The organism is Jeotgalicoccus nanhaiensis, assembly GCF_015235105.1.
GTDB lineage: Bacteria > Bacillota > Bacilli > Staphylococcales > Salinicoccaceae > Jeotgalicoccus > Jeotgalicoccus nanhaiensis.
Window position 1 is genome coordinate 35838 of sequence record NZ_JADGLW010000008.1, and the last position, 15160, is coordinate 50997.

A 15160-nucleotide genomic window follows, 5' to 3' on the forward strand; every position below is an offset into this window, starting at 1 on the left:
TCATTATAGCAACGAATATTAACTAAATCAACAGTATTTTAATATTTATTAAGTTAAATTTACAACATTGATAAATAACTATCCCTTTTCTATTATCATACTTAGATTTTATTGATTTGATCAATACCTCGCATGTATTTTAAATAGGTTTCTCTCGCAGCTTCGTTAATATACTGCATTTCCTGATGCTGTTGTTCATAAGAAAATTTCGAAGCCTCATCTTTGCGGTAAGTTTTTTCTTTAGCCAGATTAAATTTATAGTGTAATTTAACTGCATTTAGATACTGATTATTAAAAGAACTGTAGGAAATGTCTATTTCCATTTCTTCATTATTTTCAAATTTAATTTTTGTATTACCATTATAATCATAATAACTGTCGATGTATCGTAGATTAAACCAGCAGTTTTCATTAACTCGGTCTGAATGTGTGCAGAAATATATATATGAACCGAATAAGTCTAAAATAATTGGATGCTTAGAACGTATACCAGATAAACTTCTCGTTAAATCTTTACGTGATGCGTAAGTTTGAAAATGATATTTACAGTTGTGCTCCAAAACTTTATTAGGTATAGAAAGACATTCAATAGGTTCTCCGTAAAGTTCCCCTATCAGACTTTCTGTATAGCGACCATGTGACTTAGCTACAATATACATCGTTTCATCATTAATAATATAATGCTGCCGGCTCATACTTTCCCTCCCTGTATTTTTCATTACAATCAATATAACACAGAATATTTAAAATGTTAACTATTAATATTAAATGTTGTCTATTGTTTAATATAAAATGTTAAAAGTTAATTATCAGAAAAAACAATTTTACGATTCTCATTATCATTGACCTAAATGAGAATGTGTTATATAATCTGGTTAAAGATAGTTTCGAGAGGGGTAATTCAATATGGGCAGACCAGTTTATCCTGCAAATCAATTAAGAGGCTTCATCAACACAATTAATGACTTATCAGCAGATCTTGTTTTGCAAGAATCCATGTATCATTTTAATGTACAATTATATAGAGCAAAAATAGAAGAATCACTCATCGAGAAAGACGAAGAAAAATTCATAAAGTACACTAATTTACTAAAAGAACTGTAAATGGAGTACATACAGGAAACACAGCCGGTTTATAGCTGTGTTTTTTTATTTACTTTTAGTTATATGGACTTGTTTCTCTCTTGGTTTACCATGTCAAATGCATATGGTAATCCAAACATTGTTGGATTACCATGTTAAACTTACATGGGGAACTAAACGCTGCTGGATTACCATGTTAAACTTACATGGGAAACTAAACGCTGCTCGATTACCTTGTTAAACTCACATGGGAAAGCAAACGCTGTTAGATTACCATGTCAAACTTACATGGGAAACCAAACGCTGTTAGATTACCTTGTTAAACTCACATGGGAAATTAAACGCTGCTGGATTACCTTGTTAAACTCACATGGGAAACCAAACGCTGCTCGATTACCTTGTTAAACTCACATGGGAAACCAAACGCTGTTAGATTACCTTGTTAAACTTACATGGGAAACCAAAAACCATAAAAAGAAAAAAACAGATATTTCGTTCTATGAACGTTGTTATTTTCACAACGTTCTTACAAATAGAAAAACCGGCACTTCTCAGCGCCGGTCCCTCCAAATCCCTCTCTTATGATATTAAATCTAAGAATTCTTCTCTCGTAATCCGTCCTAAATAGTGGCTGATATCCACATCTTTAATTGCTTCTTCAATGTGCTCGCGGTTGTGCTCGACACCAATCAGCAGATTTTCGATATCCACAACTTCTCCTACTCCGAAGAAGTCGCCGAAGATTTTCGCATGTTCGATGCGGCCGCCTTTAACTTCTAAACGTACGTCAAGCAAGCCTGCATCGTATTTGTGAGAGTTATCGTAGTTATATTTAGGGTTTTTGCCGTAGTTCCATGCCCATGTCTGATATTTTTCTTCAGACAGCTGGTTAATCTTCGCCCAGTCATCATCTGTCAGTTTATATTCTTCAACGTTTTCCAATCCGCCAAATATATTCGCAAGTATTCTTTCTTTAAATTCTTCTATATCTATTTTTTCATCTAAGTAGTCGTTAATATTTCCTACGCGTGCACTGACCGATTTAATTCCTTTGGACTGGATTTTTTTCGGATTTACTTTCAAGGCATTCTGTACTTCTGAAATATCACTCTCAAGCATTAAAGTACCGTGCGAGAACATACGCCCTTTTTGTGTAAACATCGCGTTCCCCGAGACTTTTTTGCCGCCTTCGATTTCAATATCGTTCCGCCCCGACAGTTCAGCGTCCACACCCATGTCTTTTAAAGCTTCAACAATCGGCTGCGTGAATTTCTTAAAGTTGTGGAAGCTGTCGCCGTCGTCTTCTGTAATGAAGCTGAAGTTCAGGTTGCCTTCGTCGTGATATACTGCTCCCCCGCCCGACACGCGTCTTACCACTTTAATGCCGTGTTCTCTAATGTACGGTTCGTTAATTTCTTCAATTGTATTCTGGTTTTTTCCGATAATGATCGACGGCTGGTTTACATAGAACAGAAAGTAAGAGTCATCCGTCGGAATTTCTCTTAGTATATATTCCTCCATCGCCAGATTAATCATCGGATCTTTGATGTCGTTGTTTGAAATAAACTTCATTGTATTTTCCCCCTGGTACATAATAAAAGACCTGCCTCCATTATAATGGAAGCAGGTCTTAAAATCATACTTTTACTTATTCAATATTTTTTCTGCAGTGTCTTTTGCGGTCTGCACACAATCCGGCAGTCCGACTGCATAATGCGAGGCACCGATTAAGTGCAGTCCCGGATAGTTTTCTGCTGCGTATTTTTGAATATCATCAATAATATACTTATGTCCGACAAAATAATTCGGCATCGCATTCATCATCCGCGTTACAATCGTGAATTCTGGTTCACCGTCGAGATCCATAATTTTATCGAGGTCCTCTCGTGCCAGACGGACGATGTCTTCATCCGACTTCTCATGGACGATAAAGTCACCGGGGCGCCCTACATAAGCGCGCAGCAGCGCCTTGCCTTCAGGTGTCGAGTGTTCCCACTTCTTATTCGTCCATGTACACGCAGTAATCGATGTATCCATATTGCGGCTGATTACGAATCCAGTACCTTCAATCGTATTTTTCACCTGTTCGGCATCAAACGCCATCACAACTGTCGCAACACTCGTTGCTTCCATATGCTTGAAGTACTCAAATTCCTTATCTTTAAACCAGCGCTTGTACTGGAAGTGCGGTGTCGTGACGATGACCTCATCGTAATGATGCGTGCCGCCGTCAGCTGTAAGGTCGTAGCCGTCTTCAGTTTTTTCAATCGCAGTGACATCGAAATTAAAGTGAATCTGGCCGCCGCGTTTTTCGTTTTCGCTGACCAGCCGGTCGATAAACGACTGCAATCCGTCTTTAAACTGCAGAAAAGCACCGGTTTTCTTCTTCGGAGCTGCGGGCTTATCTTTTTTCTCAGCCATCAGGCCTTTCATCAGGCTGCCGTATTCTTCTTCGGTCTCTTTGAAGTTAGGATACGTCGACATTAAGCTGAGTTTGTCGATATCTGTACCGTAAACCCCTGCCAGCAGCGGTTCGATCATATGTTCCAGAAGATCATCCCCGAAACGCGCACGGAAAAATTCCCCTACTGAAATATCTTTATATAACGGCATGGCAGGTTTTAGGAAATCGAGTCCTGCCCGCAGTTTCCCTGTCCAGGATACTAAATCTGTCGTTAAGAGCGGAGACAGCTCCATAGGTACACCGAGCATCGTGCCTTTTGGCACCGGTGACAGTTTATTTTTTGCATAGATATACGCCTGCCCCGTCTGGTTGCGGACCAGAGTGTCACCAAGCCCCACTTCATAAGCGAGTTCCGTCATGACTTCTTTACGCGCTAAATAAGACTCAGGTCCGAGCTCTATCGTATAGCCGTCCCGGATATGAGTATTGACTTTGCCGCCGGCGCGGTCCGACGCTTCGTACAAATCAACTGTCATGCCGCTGCCTTCTTTCAGCAGATAATGCATGGCAGACAACCCTGTAATTCCTGCACCTACTATCGCTACTCTTTTCACTCTTAACGCCTCTCTTATTACAATTTAATTAATTCGTTCACCATAGCCTGAATGAAACGTGAATCTGTATTCGGCATTGCCGGTCTGTGATATACCGCACCGATTTCATCCGTTACCACTTTACATTCGTAGTCGTTATCGTATAACACTTCCAGATGTTCACACACAAAACCGAGCGGAATGTATACAAAGTGCTTGAAACCATGTTCGTTGTACAGTTCGCGTGTTAAGTCCTGAACATCCGGGCCAAGCCATGGATCTGGTGTGTTGCCTTCCGACTGCCAGCCGACAAAATAATGGCCTTTGTCAAAGCGTGCTTTAATTAAATCTTTAGTTTCTACAAGCTGGTCCGGGTAAGGATCGTTATGTTCCTTAATTTTCTCCGGCAAGCTGTGCGCGCTGACTACAATCGCAGTTTTATCAGCTTCGTCGGCAGGGATTTCCTGGTCGAAAGTTGTTTCCAATGCATCAACCCAGAAATCGATAAACGGCTTCTGCTCATAAAATGATTCTACAGATTTAACTGTAAGGCCGTATTTTTCCGCTTCTTCTTCCGCACGTTTATTATATGAACCGACAGAGAAGTTTGAATAATGCGGTGCAAGCACCACGCTGTATATTTCTTTAATACCCGCTTCACTGATTGCTTTCACAGAGTCTTCGATAAAAGGATGAATATGTTTTAAACCGATAAACAGTTCAAATTCATCATCGCTCTGTTCGTTTAAAGCATCAACTAAAGCTTTCGCCTGGCGTTCTGTCGTATCCGCCAGAGGAGAAATACCGCCGATTGCTTCATAGCGGTCTTTTAAATCCTGAAGTGCTTCTTCACTCGGCTTTCTGCCGTGTCTGATATGCGTATAGTACGGCTCGATATCCGATTCTTTATACGGCGTACCGTATGCCATTACTAATAGTGCTTTTTTCTCTGCCATTTAAAAATCACAATCCTTTACTGTGTATGTGTACTAATTCTGTCAATCGTTTTAAAACGTCCGGGCTGACTTCAGGGAAGACGCCGTGACCAAGGTTAAAGATGTGACCTGTTCTGTTTCCTTCTTCAACGATTTTTTTCGCGCGTTCTTCTATAATTGACCAGTCCGAAAGCAGGAGTGCCGGGTCAAGGTTACCCTGCAGCGCTTTCGTAATCCCTAAGTCACGCGCTTCAGTAATCGACATTCTCCAGTCGAGTCCGAGCACGTCACTGCCGAGCTTATCCCACTCTGTTGCCAGGTGGCTCGCTCCGACACCGAAAATAATAACCGGTACATTTTGCGCTTTAACTGCACTGATAATTCTCTTCATGCCCGGTGCAAGGTAATAGTTATAGTCCGCTTTATTAAGCGCACCGCCCCATGAATCAAAAATCTGAATCACGCTTGCACCTGCTTTAATTTGCGCAGTCAGGTAGGTAATGCTCGTTTCAACAAGCTTATCCATTAATTTGAACCAGAGTTTCGGGTTCGAATACATCATTGTTTTCGTACGGTGGTAGTTTTTAGAAGGACCGCCCTCAATCATATAGCTCGCGACAGTAAATGGTGCACCGCAGAAGCCGATAAGCGGAACATTCAATTTTTCCTGCGTTAAAATCTGAATTGCTTTGTATACATAGTCTAAATCCTTAAACGGATCCAGTTCTCCAAGATTTTCAACGTCTTTTTCAGTACGGACAGGGTTATGTATTACCGGTCCTACTCCGGCCTTGATTTCTACATCAATACCGATTGGTGCGAGCGGTGTAATTATATCTTTATAAAGTACTGCCGCATCGACATTATAGTTGTCTACAGGTGTAGCCGTGAGATAAGCAGTAAGTTCTGGCTGTTTTGTAATTTCGATTAAAGAATACTTTTCTTTAACTTTGTTATATTCCGGCTGCGAACGCCCGACCTGTCTCATAAACCAAACTGGTGTATGTTCTGTCTTTTCTCCGCGTGCTGCTCGAATGAGTGTATCATTAAACACAGTGGTACCCCCTAATATTTATATGTTCATACATTTATACATTTTATCATATTCTTTAGAACAATTATTAATTACGGTCAAGTTGTCAAAAAATCGTTCTATTTGAGATTTGTTTAACATTCTGTTATTTCAGGTATATACTGATTAACATATCAAAACAAGAGGTGAAGCACAGTGTATTTACACGCAACTACGGGAACGCTTGATTATCTTTCTTCCCTGCAGAAAAATAATCCTCATGTATCTATCAGTGCAAGAGGTCCGGAAGCAATTTTGTATTATGAAGATAGTAATGAAAAATCGATTTTCTCGACGAATATGACTTATAAAATATTGAATGAACAGGGTTCTCTTGATGAAGAGCTCCCATTATCAATGTTTTATATACCTGCTGCAGGAGACGGTACTTATTCCCTGAGAGGTCACCTAAGCGATCTTTCTGAAGAATTAAAAGCAGCGAACGGTGTGGTTTCATTCAGAACCGGTCTGAATATTAGTGATGAGAATTATATCGTGCTGATTAAATGGGCAGACATGAGTATCTACAATGACTTTAAACATACTGATGTTTATAAAAAATACTTAACATCCGATGCCTTAAAGAAATTCCGCAATGAAGAATCACTGTTCGGCGACTTTTTATCATCGAAAACTTACTACAATATTGATGACAATGAATATACTGAAGAAGAAAAAGAAGAACTCAGCGATTAATCGCTGAGTTCTCTTTCTTTTTTATAGATGGCTTTCGATAAGACACGGTTAAGAATATAGCCCCAAACCGGGAAAGCCAGCACATAGTAGAATTTGTCAGGATGCGTGATTGTAAACATAACAGCAAACAGCAGTGTAATTACAAATACGACTTTGTGTGAATATCTGATATAGCTGTCCTGGATATAAGTTCTCGATACCGGCCATACTTTCGGCCACAGGAGATAAGCCTGCGCTGTATATATTTGCGACATCTGAAGCACGATTAAATAAATACCGAACAAGCTGAAGATTAACGATACGTACAGATTGCCAATCCAGAACATGATAATAAAGAATAATATAATGATGCGTAGCACAATCATCGGCAGATCATGGTCGCGCATAAAAGAACGGTAAAATAAATATTCGTACATATATTTCTTATTGAATTTCTCCGCCTTCGGCTCCCACAGCAGTATATCGAGAAAACGCCTTCTCTTAAACGCCTTATCGATGCGTTTAACATTTGTAAACATACTGACTGTCTGGTAATACTGCTGGAGTGCTTCTTTTTCGTATTGCACATAATTCAGCCAAGACAATGTTTTAAAAGAACTCTTCTTCATTATGACGGTGAATATAATGATGAACAGAAGCCCTAAAGTAATAAGGTAAGGCTGAATCAGCACCAGCATCAGCGAGACAAAATTAATAATAATTAGTGCTGCTGTGACAGCCCACTTTTTCCAGTCCGTATTAACTGAGAGACGTCTGATATTAAAGGCACTGAAATATAACAAAACAGCCATTAAAAAAAACAGGACAATCGATGTTAAATTGTGACCGATTGAAAGGAGAATCAGCACTGCTACTGATGTAACTGCCGGCAAGGCAAGACCGAGTGACAGGCTGTAAATATCCGCACGCTTAAAATAGGCCGTCATTCTTTTTTCATACGGCGGCAGAAACAGCATATCCGCCTCCTTCAGCAATGTACGGTACTTCGGCAGCAAGACCGCTGCCATTAAGAGCGCACACAGTGTGTCGATATACAGACTCGGACTGAGCGTTTCCCTTAAACCAAGCAGCGTATAAAGAAGCACTCCGCCCGCAATCATCAGGAAGACGAGAAAATGGCTGTTAAAAATAAATTTACCGTAATAGCTTCTTATTTTTACGTCTTCCTCCATACGTGTGTTAAACAGTTTACTGCTCATGATGCTTCCCGCCCGTCAATCTGATGTACACATCATCCAGCGTCCCTTCACGGAGCCCTGTGAGCTCGCGCAGCTCATTCAGCGTGCCGTCTGCGATTTTACGCCCCTGGTCAATAATGATGTACCGGTCACAGTAGCGTTCTGCTGTCGCTAGAATATGTGTGCTCATTAAAATGGACCGGTTTTTATCGCGTTCTGAAATCATCAGTTCAATCAATGATTCAATACCGAGTGGATCGAGCCCTAAGAACGGCTCATCGATAATATAGAGATCCGGTTCTACGATAAATGCACAAATCAGCATGACTTTCTGCTTCATCCCTTTTGAAAAGTGGCTCGGAAAAGTATCTTCCTTATCCTCGAGACGGAAGCGTTTCAAGAGCGGCCCTTTTCTCGACTCCACTTCTTCCGGAGTCAAGCCGTAAGCCATGGCCGTCATATTGATATGTTCCCGGAGTGTGAGTTCTTCATAGAGAATCGGAGATTCCGGAATGTAGCCCATATGTCTTCTGTAGGCTTCAACATCCGTCTCAATCGCAGTATCCATTACCTTAATACTGCCGCTGTGCGGCCTGAGCAGGCCGAGAATGTGTTTAATCGTCGTACTTTTGCCTGCGCCGTTTAAACCGATCAGTCCGATAATTTCACCGGACTTTATATTAAAAGAGATATCGTGAATGACGGGCTCTTTTGAATACCCGCCTGTAAGCTGATTAATTTCTAATACCATCGTCTGACTTCCTTTTAAATAATTCTAATTATTTGTATACTGATACTTAAGTAAAACTATATCATAAGTTTTTAATGGAGGATATTGAGATGAATAAGACAATTTTTGAAAAAATTATCGACAGAGAAATACCGGCTAACATTGTATATGAAGATGACGATGTTATTGCATTTATGGATGCCTTCCCGATCGTTAAAGGCCATACATTAGTCGTACCTAAACAGCCGATTGAAAATATCTTTGACCTTGATGAGGAAACAGGCGCGAAACTCATGAGTGTAATTACTAAAGTTTCAACCGCAGTCAGAGATGCGTTTCAGCCTGCCGGTTTAAACGTTGTACAGAATAACGGCGCGTATGCTTCGCAGTCGGTATTTCACCTTCACTTCCATATTATTCCGCGCTACAAAGAAGAACACGACGGCTTCGGATATAAATGGGTCAGTGTTGAAGATGAGAACAACACACCTGAAATCCGTTCCGATCTTGAAGCGGCAATTAAAAATAAATTAAATGAATAATTAAGATTAAAGCAGGGTATATTATATTTGAGATAAAGGATGTGAATGAATATGAAACTTAAAAATATCGGTGTAGGATTCGCAGTCGGAATTACAGGCGGCATGCTCATATCCTTTTTAAATGCACCTAAATCAGGGAAAGAACTGCAGCAGTCATTAAAAAGAGGTTCCGGTGATTTAAAAATGCAGATGGACCAGCTTAAAATCGAAGGAGAAGAAATTAAAAACTCTTTCCTTAAAACGAAACATGAATCAAGCGAGGTCTTCTCCACTCTTGGTGACGAGGTAAAATCGATGATTTCAAACTTCCAGGCGGACATCAATCCGAACATCGAAAGGCTCCAGGGCAATATCGAAAATATTTCCAATAAAGCTGAAGCTGCGATGTCAGAAGCTAAAGGCGAAGACAAAAAAGAAGACAGCGACAATAACTAGCTGGTAAAAAAACAGAATATTTTTACAGGACGGTGTGTTTAAGTTTGTGCACCGTCCTTTTTATATGATATATTATGCCTTGTATATGCAACCGGGAGGAGAAGTTTGAGAATGAAGAAGAAATTAGCACCAATTATATTAGGTTTAGGTTTAGTAAGTCTCGCTGCGTGCAGCAATGATGGCGAAGAAAATACAGATTCGGCTTCAACAGAAGAAGGCGATGTAGAATTCGGCAGCGTTCTCGCTACGAGTGACGCAGGAGATGTTACAGCTGATGACGTTCTGAACCAGATTGGAACAAATCAGGTCGCAAACCAGACCTTCCAATTAGTATTGGATAAAGTTTTAACTGATAAATACAGTGAAGAACTAAATATGGATGAACTTAATGAACAGATCGATGCTGAAATTGAACAGTACGGCGGCGAGGAAAACTTCGCAATGATGCTCCAGCAATCACAGCCGGGAATGACTGTCGATACATACAAGCAGCAGCGCGTATCTAATGCATTAAACGACTTATACTTTGCTGATTACTTTGAAATCACTGATGAAGAAGCATTCGATAGCGTGAGAAAATCATCTCACATCCTCGTATCTTTCGCTGAAGAAGGCGAAGAAGATGCTGAATCCGCTGAAGGTGAAGAGGACGAAGCGGCAATGACTAAAGAAGAAGCAAAAACAAAAGCTGATGACTTAAAAAAACAGCTTGATGACGGCGCTGACTTCGGTGAACTCGCGTCTGAGAACTCAGACGATACAGGCAGTGCGCAGCAAAATGGTGAACTCGGCTATGTAAGCAAAGGACAGATGGTTGAAGAATTTGAAACAGCACTATTCGAACTTGAGCCGGGCGAGATTTCAGAGCCTGTCGAATCACAATTCGGCTACCATATCATTCTTAACGAAGATGTGTCTCTTGAAGACACTCCTAAAGAAGAATTAGACACTATCAAAACACAGCTTGTAAACCAGAAAATCCAGGAAGATCCAAGCCAGGCACTGCAGGGTTACCGTGATCTTTTAGAGGAATACAACGTGTCGTTTGAAAACGAAGAAATACAATCCTACATTGAAGAAACATTCCTGAACGCTGATGAAGCACTGGAAAACGCACAGCAGGAAGACGCTGCAGCTGAAGAAGAATCAGAAGGCGCTCCAACTGAAGAAAATGCTGAAGAAGAATCAGAAAGTGAAGAATCAGCAGATACTGAAGAAGACTCTGAATAATACTGAATATTACTTGACGCAAAGCCTGTGGCTTTGCGTTTTTTTGTCGTTGGAGGACGACGTCGTGCCGCCGTTGAGGTTAAGCAGCGGTTCAAGTACAACACCAGAGCGCCGTCGTATTCCAACATCTTTTAAAGTACGACACCAGAGCACCGTCGTATTCCAACATCTTTTAAAGTACGACACCGGAGCACCGTCGTATTCCAACATCTTTTAAAGTACGACACCGGAGCACCGTCGTATTCCAGCATATTCTCAAGTACGACACCGAGTCGCCGTCGGGTTCCAGCACACCCAATCAATCCACCTCTCACTCCAATCACTCCAATTACAAAAAAATCCCCGCATTTCTGCGGGGATTTACCAGTAATAATTATATTAAAAACTTTCCGGACGATAAAAGTTGCGTGATTCAAGCGGGAAGATTCTTTCTGTGAATTTACCCTTATCCGCCTTATCAATATGTTTGTCCATCATCATAATACGTGCGTCAATGTTATCGATAAAGTGCAGAATTTCCGCTTCTTTAATCATCGGAACTTTCGGCGAACCATATTCAAGTTTGCCGTGATGGCTCAGAATTAAGTGTTTCAGTATCATGACTTCTTCGCCTTCAATGTTCAGCTGATCTGCGACTTTCGTAATTTCCTCTGTTGCAATCACGATGTGGCCGATCAAGTTTCCTTCATTAGTATATGTCGTACCAATCGGGCCGCTCAATTCTTTAACCTTGCCGATATCATGCAGAATAATTCCGCTGAATAACAGACTTCTGTTAAGCGTCGGATAAATGTCGCATAAAGAATCAGCTACACGGAGCATATAATATACATGATATGCGAGTCCTGACACAAAGTCGTGGTGGTTTGTCATCGCTGCCGGGTAGTACGAGAATTCTTTGCGGTATTTAGTCAGCAGCTGGCGCGTAATGCGCTGCAGACTGCCGTTTTCGATTTTCAGGCAGTAGTCTAAAATTTTATCGTACAGTTCATCGCCGTCAATCGGTGCTTTTTCTACGAAATCTTTCGCTTCCAGCCCGTCCTCAGGTGTCGCAAGACGGAAGTTTGCAATTTTCATCTGCTTTTTGCCGCGGTAATCGATAATATCACCTTTAACTTTAATAAGTGTTTCCGGCAACAGTACATCGATATCTTTCTGCGTAACATTCCAGTGTTTCGCTTCGACTTCTCCTGTTTTATCCTGCAGCACGATTGTCATGTACGGTTTACCCTGAGTTGTGACACCCTGCTGGCTGCGTTTAATTAAGAAGAATGTATCCACTGAATCTCCAGGCTGTAATGATGAAATATTATTCATTACTGAACCCTCCTACTTCGTTTTTTCTTTTAGTTTGATTGTTTGAGCAGATGGAATACTCGTATTTAAATTACATGTAAAGTACAGTACCTGGTCGTCTGACTTACTTCTAAAGTAATCAAGTATCGTTTTCGTACGCTCGCTGTCGAAATGGACGAATGCATCGTCGATAATAATCGGCAGCTGATAGTAGCCTTTTAGTGCTCTGATAAGGCTTAGACGCAAGCTGATGTACAGCATTTCCTTGGTCGACTGTGACAGTTCAAGCGGATGGAAGACCTGTCCATTTTTATGTTTCACGAAAATGCCTTCGTCACTGTAGATGACATTAATATAACGGCCTTTCGTTACAAATTCAAATGTTTCCCTCGCCTCTTCTATTACTATCGGCAGACGCTCATCTTTGATGGCTTTAATATGCGTCTCAATTAAGATACGAATGTATGTCAGGGACATATATTCTTCAGCCAGACTCTGCACAACGCCTTTACGCATACCGTAGAGGTGGTTCAGTTCACTCAGCTTGCCGTCACTTTCCAGAAGCTTGATTTCATTGTTGATTTTAACCAGTGCCTCTTGTTCCAGCTGAATCTGCTCATTCAGATTATCAAGCTGGGCACCGATATTATCTTCATCCGCTTTCAAATCTGCTAAGAGACGGCCCGACAGCTCGTTTCTGAGGTCATAGTCGAAGTGTTCTTCATCCAGTTTGTCGCTTAGTTCTTTAAAGCGGTTGACATTGTTTATATACTCGCTGTGTTTTCTCGCGTAATAGTAATATTCTTCCTCGTCGTCCGCCTCCACATAATCCAGAAGCTGATTCAGCTCACGCTGCGATGCTGCATTCCGCTCTTCCAGTACTGTAATTTCATTTTCCAGAAGGTCCGCCTGTTCTCTGAGGTTGTAATACATCGCCTCATCTTTTTGGAGTTTCGACGACAGCTGACCTGCTTCATGGAAGATGGAAGTTTGCTTGTAATGAATACCGAACGCGCTCACTTCTTCACTTACACGTGTGTCAAAATCATTCAGATTTTTAGTAATATTATCTAGTTCCTGCTGTTCTCTGTTAATCTGATGACGCTTCTGTTTAATCTGGCGTATTGTGTATATTGCATCGACGATATATTTATCGTCAAGTTCGGGATTCACTTTCAAATTATGTTTCACTTCAGCAAGCTGTGTGTTTAAATGATCCTGATTCGCTTCGTTTACTGACAGCGTTTCTTTCAGATCATCCAGTTTAACTGAAAATGAATTGCGTTTCGCGCGCAGGCCTTTTAATTCCTGCCGAAGATCTTTAGCATCATCGATATCAAAGTCGATATCATATTCGTTTTTGAGTGCATTAATTTCATCCTGCAGCGTGTCAACTTCCTGCTGATAATCGGTCTTCAGCGTATCCTGTTCGCGATTATTCGTAATAACCAGTATAAACAGCGCTGCCGCACCCACAGCAAGCGAAAGTCCGCCGTATAAGTAGCTGTTGTTGATAATAAACATAACACCGATCGCTATTGCGATAATACTGATTGTAATAATCAGCGCTGCCTGCCAGTTCTTTACTCTGTCACGTTCGCGTTTTTCGCGTTCGTAATCTTTTTCAATCAGCTGATACATGCGTTTCTTTTCAACCAGTTCGAATTCACGATCCAGCACTTCGCGTTTCTTTTTCATTCTGCCATCGTCAATCTGATTGCGTTCCGACTCTTCAATTTCGGCATCAAGCTGTTTAATATCTGCTCTCAAATGATCAATCTCACGAATTAAATACTGTTCTTCCAGCATAATTTCATCGTACTTCGACAGCAGTGACTGCACGGACTCACGAACGATATTCGAATCGTCGACATCCGGGTGCTCTTCCTGCCAGCCGATGTCTTTCTGCAGATTTAAAATCTCATTTTCAAGATTTGCTGCCGAGTTTGATAAACGTACAGCTTCCATGTTCTGCTGTTTAATTTCGGGTTCTTCTTTTTGCAGTGCTTCAAGATAGCTGATTATATTTTTATCAGGGAACTTCACATGCTGTATTTCAGCAATCAGTGTTTTAAGTTTCTCCTGACGGAGACCGATATCTTTGGCCGTCTGTTTAACATGGTTACGCAGTGATTCGTAACGTTCGATTCCGCGCTCCGGGAAGTTGACCGGTTCGATATTAAGCTTGCTCTCAAGCGCCTTCCAGTCTTTAATATCTTTGTGATACATGACTTCTTTCATTTTCTGCTTGCGGATCATTTCCATCTGATTCAATGCATGTTTTTTGGAATTTAAGCTTTCGAGCGTTTTAACCTGCTCATTAATAAACATTTTATATTCTTCTTCATGTTTTTCAAGCCCGCGGATTTTTTCGCTTAAATCATTCAAATCCTGAAGCTCTGTATTAATAACCGGGTTAATGCCGTTTCTCTTGTACAGCATTTTAAGTTCTTTGTCGATGGCATTCAGCATCTCATCGTATTCGTGGGAGCCGAGCGCTCCTGCACGGAGCAGATATTCCTGCAGCTTGTCTTCAGTCATATTTTTGTGAATATCCTGAAGTCCGAGCACATCGAACGAAAATATAGAACGGTATGTACGTTTGTCTATATAGTTCATTTTTTTAGTAAGCCATTCTTCACCCTTAGTTGTACCATCTTTAAAGTACACCTTCACATCGCCCTGGACTTTTCCTTTTAGTCTCTCTATTTCCACGGGTTCTGGTTCATCTTTAAATTTTACTGTCAGCCTGCCGCCGTAAAGGTTATGCATACGAGGTTCACGGCGCGGCTCCTGTTCCTTTTTCGTTGGAAAACCGAACAGCACAGAATGAATAAAGGACATCATCGTCGACTTGCCGGCTTCATTTTCACCGAATATCTGAATGAAATCCTGATTTGTATTAAATTCCTGTTTAATAATTTTACCGTAGCCGTATATATTTACTGATAGGATTTTCATAATTT

General features: G+C 40.9%; 14 protein-coding genes. 5 read left to right on the top strand and 9 right to left on the bottom strand.

The window, feature by feature from the left end:
- Positions 1 to 101: 101 nt before the first annotated feature.
- Positions 102 to 695 (bottom strand): competence protein ComK, encoded by a 594-nt coding sequence (locus tag IR135_RS09705; protein WP_135098981.1) that lies wholly within the window; start codon positions 693 to 695, stop codon positions 102 to 104.
- A gap of 211 nt (positions 696 to 906) precedes the next feature.
- Between IR135_RS09705 and IR135_RS09710 the strand changes: the two genes are divergently transcribed.
- Positions 907 to 1104 (top strand): IDEAL domain-containing protein, encoded by a 198-nt coding sequence (locus IR135_RS09710; RefSeq protein WP_115883962.1) that lies wholly within the window; start codon positions 907 to 909, stop codon positions 1102 to 1104.
- Positions 1105 to 1662: 558 nt separating this feature from the next.
- On the opposite strand, the gene IR135_RS09715 is transcribed toward IR135_RS09710, so the two are convergent.
- The 4 genes from IR135_RS09715 to hemE form a co-directional block, all read right to left on the bottom strand.
- The gene (locus IR135_RS09715) at positions 1663 to 2655 is read right to left on the bottom strand and encodes a lipoate--protein ligase (RefSeq protein ID WP_135098983.1); all 993 of its coding nucleotides are present in this window, start codon (positions 2653 to 2655) and stop codon (positions 1663 to 1665) included.
- A 72-nt stretch (positions 2656 to 2727) separates the two neighbouring features.
- Entirely contained in the window at positions 2728 to 4101 is a 1374-nt protein-coding gene (gene hemY, locus IR135_RS09720; protein ID WP_135098985.1) for a protoporphyrinogen oxidase, read from the bottom strand.
- 17 nt (positions 4102 to 4118) lie between these two features.
- Positions 4119 to 5036, bottom strand: coding sequence for a ferrochelatase (hemH, locus tag IR135_RS09725; RefSeq protein WP_135098987.1), 918 nt, complete (start codon positions 5034 to 5036; stop codon positions 4119 to 4121).
- A gap of 7 nt (positions 5037 to 5043) precedes the next feature.
- Positions 5044 to 6069 carry a uroporphyrinogen decarboxylase gene (hemE, locus tag IR135_RS09730; RefSeq protein WP_135098989.1) on the bottom strand — a complete coding sequence of 342 codons (1026 nt, stop codon included), beginning with the start codon at positions 6067 to 6069 and terminating at the stop codon, positions 5044 to 5046.
- 174 nt (positions 6070 to 6243) lie between these two features.
- Here hemE and IR135_RS09735 point away from each other — a divergent pair, with 174 nt between their 5' ends.
- Positions 6244 to 6783: a hypothetical protein gene (locus IR135_RS09735; protein WP_135098990.1), complete on the top strand. Its 540-nt coding sequence runs from the start codon at positions 6244 to 6246 to the stop codon at positions 6781 to 6783.
- Here the strand turns inward: IR135_RS09735 and IR135_RS09740 are convergent.
- The gene (locus IR135_RS09740; protein ID WP_135098992.1) at positions 6780 to 7982 is read right to left on the bottom strand and encodes an ABC transporter permease; all 1203 of its coding nucleotides are present in this window, start codon (positions 7980 to 7982) and stop codon (positions 6780 to 6782) included. The two genes, IR135_RS09735 and IR135_RS09740, sit on opposite strands and share 4 nt — an antisense overlap.
- Entirely contained in the window at positions 7972 to 8712 is a 741-nt protein-coding gene (locus IR135_RS09745; RefSeq protein ID WP_135098994.1) for an ABC transporter ATP-binding protein, read from the bottom strand. The genes IR135_RS09740 and IR135_RS09745 overlap by 11 nt, the downstream gene beginning before the upstream one ends.
- Before the next feature lie 89 nt (positions 8713 to 8801).
- Here IR135_RS09745 and IR135_RS09750 point away from each other — a divergent pair, with 89 nt between their 5' ends.
- The 3 genes from IR135_RS09750 (at position 8802) to IR135_RS09760 (ending at position 10898) form a co-directional block, all read left to right on the top strand.
- A complete protein-coding gene (locus tag IR135_RS09750; RefSeq protein ID WP_115883953.1) occupies positions 8802 to 9233 on the top strand; it encodes an HIT family protein in 432 nt (143 codons plus the stop codon).
- Positions 9234 to 9284: 51 nt separating this feature from the next.
- Positions 9285 to 9668: a YtxH domain-containing protein gene (locus IR135_RS09755; RefSeq protein ID WP_135098996.1), complete on the top strand. Its 384-nt coding sequence runs from the start codon at positions 9285 to 9287 to the stop codon at positions 9666 to 9668.
- 111 nt (positions 9669 to 9779) lie between these two features.
- Complete coding sequence (locus tag IR135_RS09760) at positions 9780 to 10898, top strand: peptidylprolyl isomerase (protein WP_135098998.1); 1119 nt, start codon at positions 9780 to 9782, stop codon at positions 10896 to 10898.
- A gap of 378 nt (positions 10899 to 11276) precedes the next feature.
- Here the strand turns inward: IR135_RS09760 and yhaM are convergent, their stop codons facing one another.
- Both yhaM and IR135_RS09770 read right to left on the bottom strand, forming a co-directional pair.
- Positions 11277 to 12215 carry a 3'-5' exoribonuclease YhaM gene (yhaM, locus tag IR135_RS09765; protein ID WP_135099000.1) on the bottom strand — a complete coding sequence of 313 codons (939 nt, stop codon included), beginning with the start codon at positions 12213 to 12215 and terminating at the stop codon, positions 11277 to 11279.
- 12 nt (positions 12216 to 12227) lie between these two features.
- The gene (locus tag IR135_RS09770) at positions 12228 to 15155 is read right to left on the bottom strand and encodes an AAA family ATPase (RefSeq protein ID WP_135099002.1); all 2928 of its coding nucleotides are present in this window, start codon (positions 15153 to 15155) and stop codon (positions 12228 to 12230) included.
- Positions 15156 to 15160: the final 5 nt, after the last annotated feature.

What these genes read in the sequence shown, in the direction of transcription:
- IR135_RS09705 (WP_135098981.1), bottom strand. Translation starts at nt 695, where the DNA reads ATGAGCCGGCAGCATTATATTATTAATGATGAAACGATGTATATTGTA.
- IR135_RS09710 (WP_115883962.1), top strand. Translation starts at nt 907, where the DNA reads ATGGGCAGACCAGTTTATCCTGCAAATCAATTAAGAGGCTTCATCAAC.
- IR135_RS09715 (WP_135098983.1), bottom strand. Translation starts at nt 2,655, where the DNA reads ATGAAGTTTATTTCAAACAACGACATCAAAGATCCGATGATTAATCTG.
- hemH (WP_135098987.1), bottom strand. Translation starts at nt 5,036, where the DNA reads ATGGCAGAGAAAAAAGCACTATTAGTAATGGCATACGGTACGCCGTAT.
- IR135_RS09740 (WP_135098992.1), bottom strand. Translation starts at nt 7,982, where the DNA reads ATGAGCAGTAAACTGTTTAACACACGTATGGAGGAAGACGTAAAAATA.
- IR135_RS09745 (WP_135098994.1), bottom strand. Translation starts at nt 8,712, where the DNA reads ATGGTATTAGAAATTAATCAGCTTACAGGCGGGTATTCAAAAGAGCCC.
- IR135_RS09750 (WP_115883953.1), top strand. Translation starts at nt 8,802, where the DNA reads ATGAATAAGACAATTTTTGAAAAAATTATCGACAGAGAAATACCGGCT.
- IR135_RS09755 (WP_135098996.1), top strand. Translation starts at nt 9,285, where the DNA reads ATGAAACTTAAAAATATCGGTGTAGGATTCGCAGTCGGAATTACAGGC.
- IR135_RS09760 (WP_135098998.1), top strand. Translation starts at nt 9,780, where the DNA reads ATGAAGAAGAAATTAGCACCAATTATATTAGGTTTAGGTTTAGTAAGT.
- yhaM (WP_135099000.1), bottom strand. Translation starts at nt 12,215, where the DNA reads ATGAATAATATTTCATCATTACAGCCTGGAGATTCAGTGGATACATTC.
- IR135_RS09770 (WP_135099002.1), bottom strand. Translation starts at nt 15,155, where the DNA reads ATGAAAATCCTATCAGTAAATATATACGGCTACGGTAAAATTATTAAA.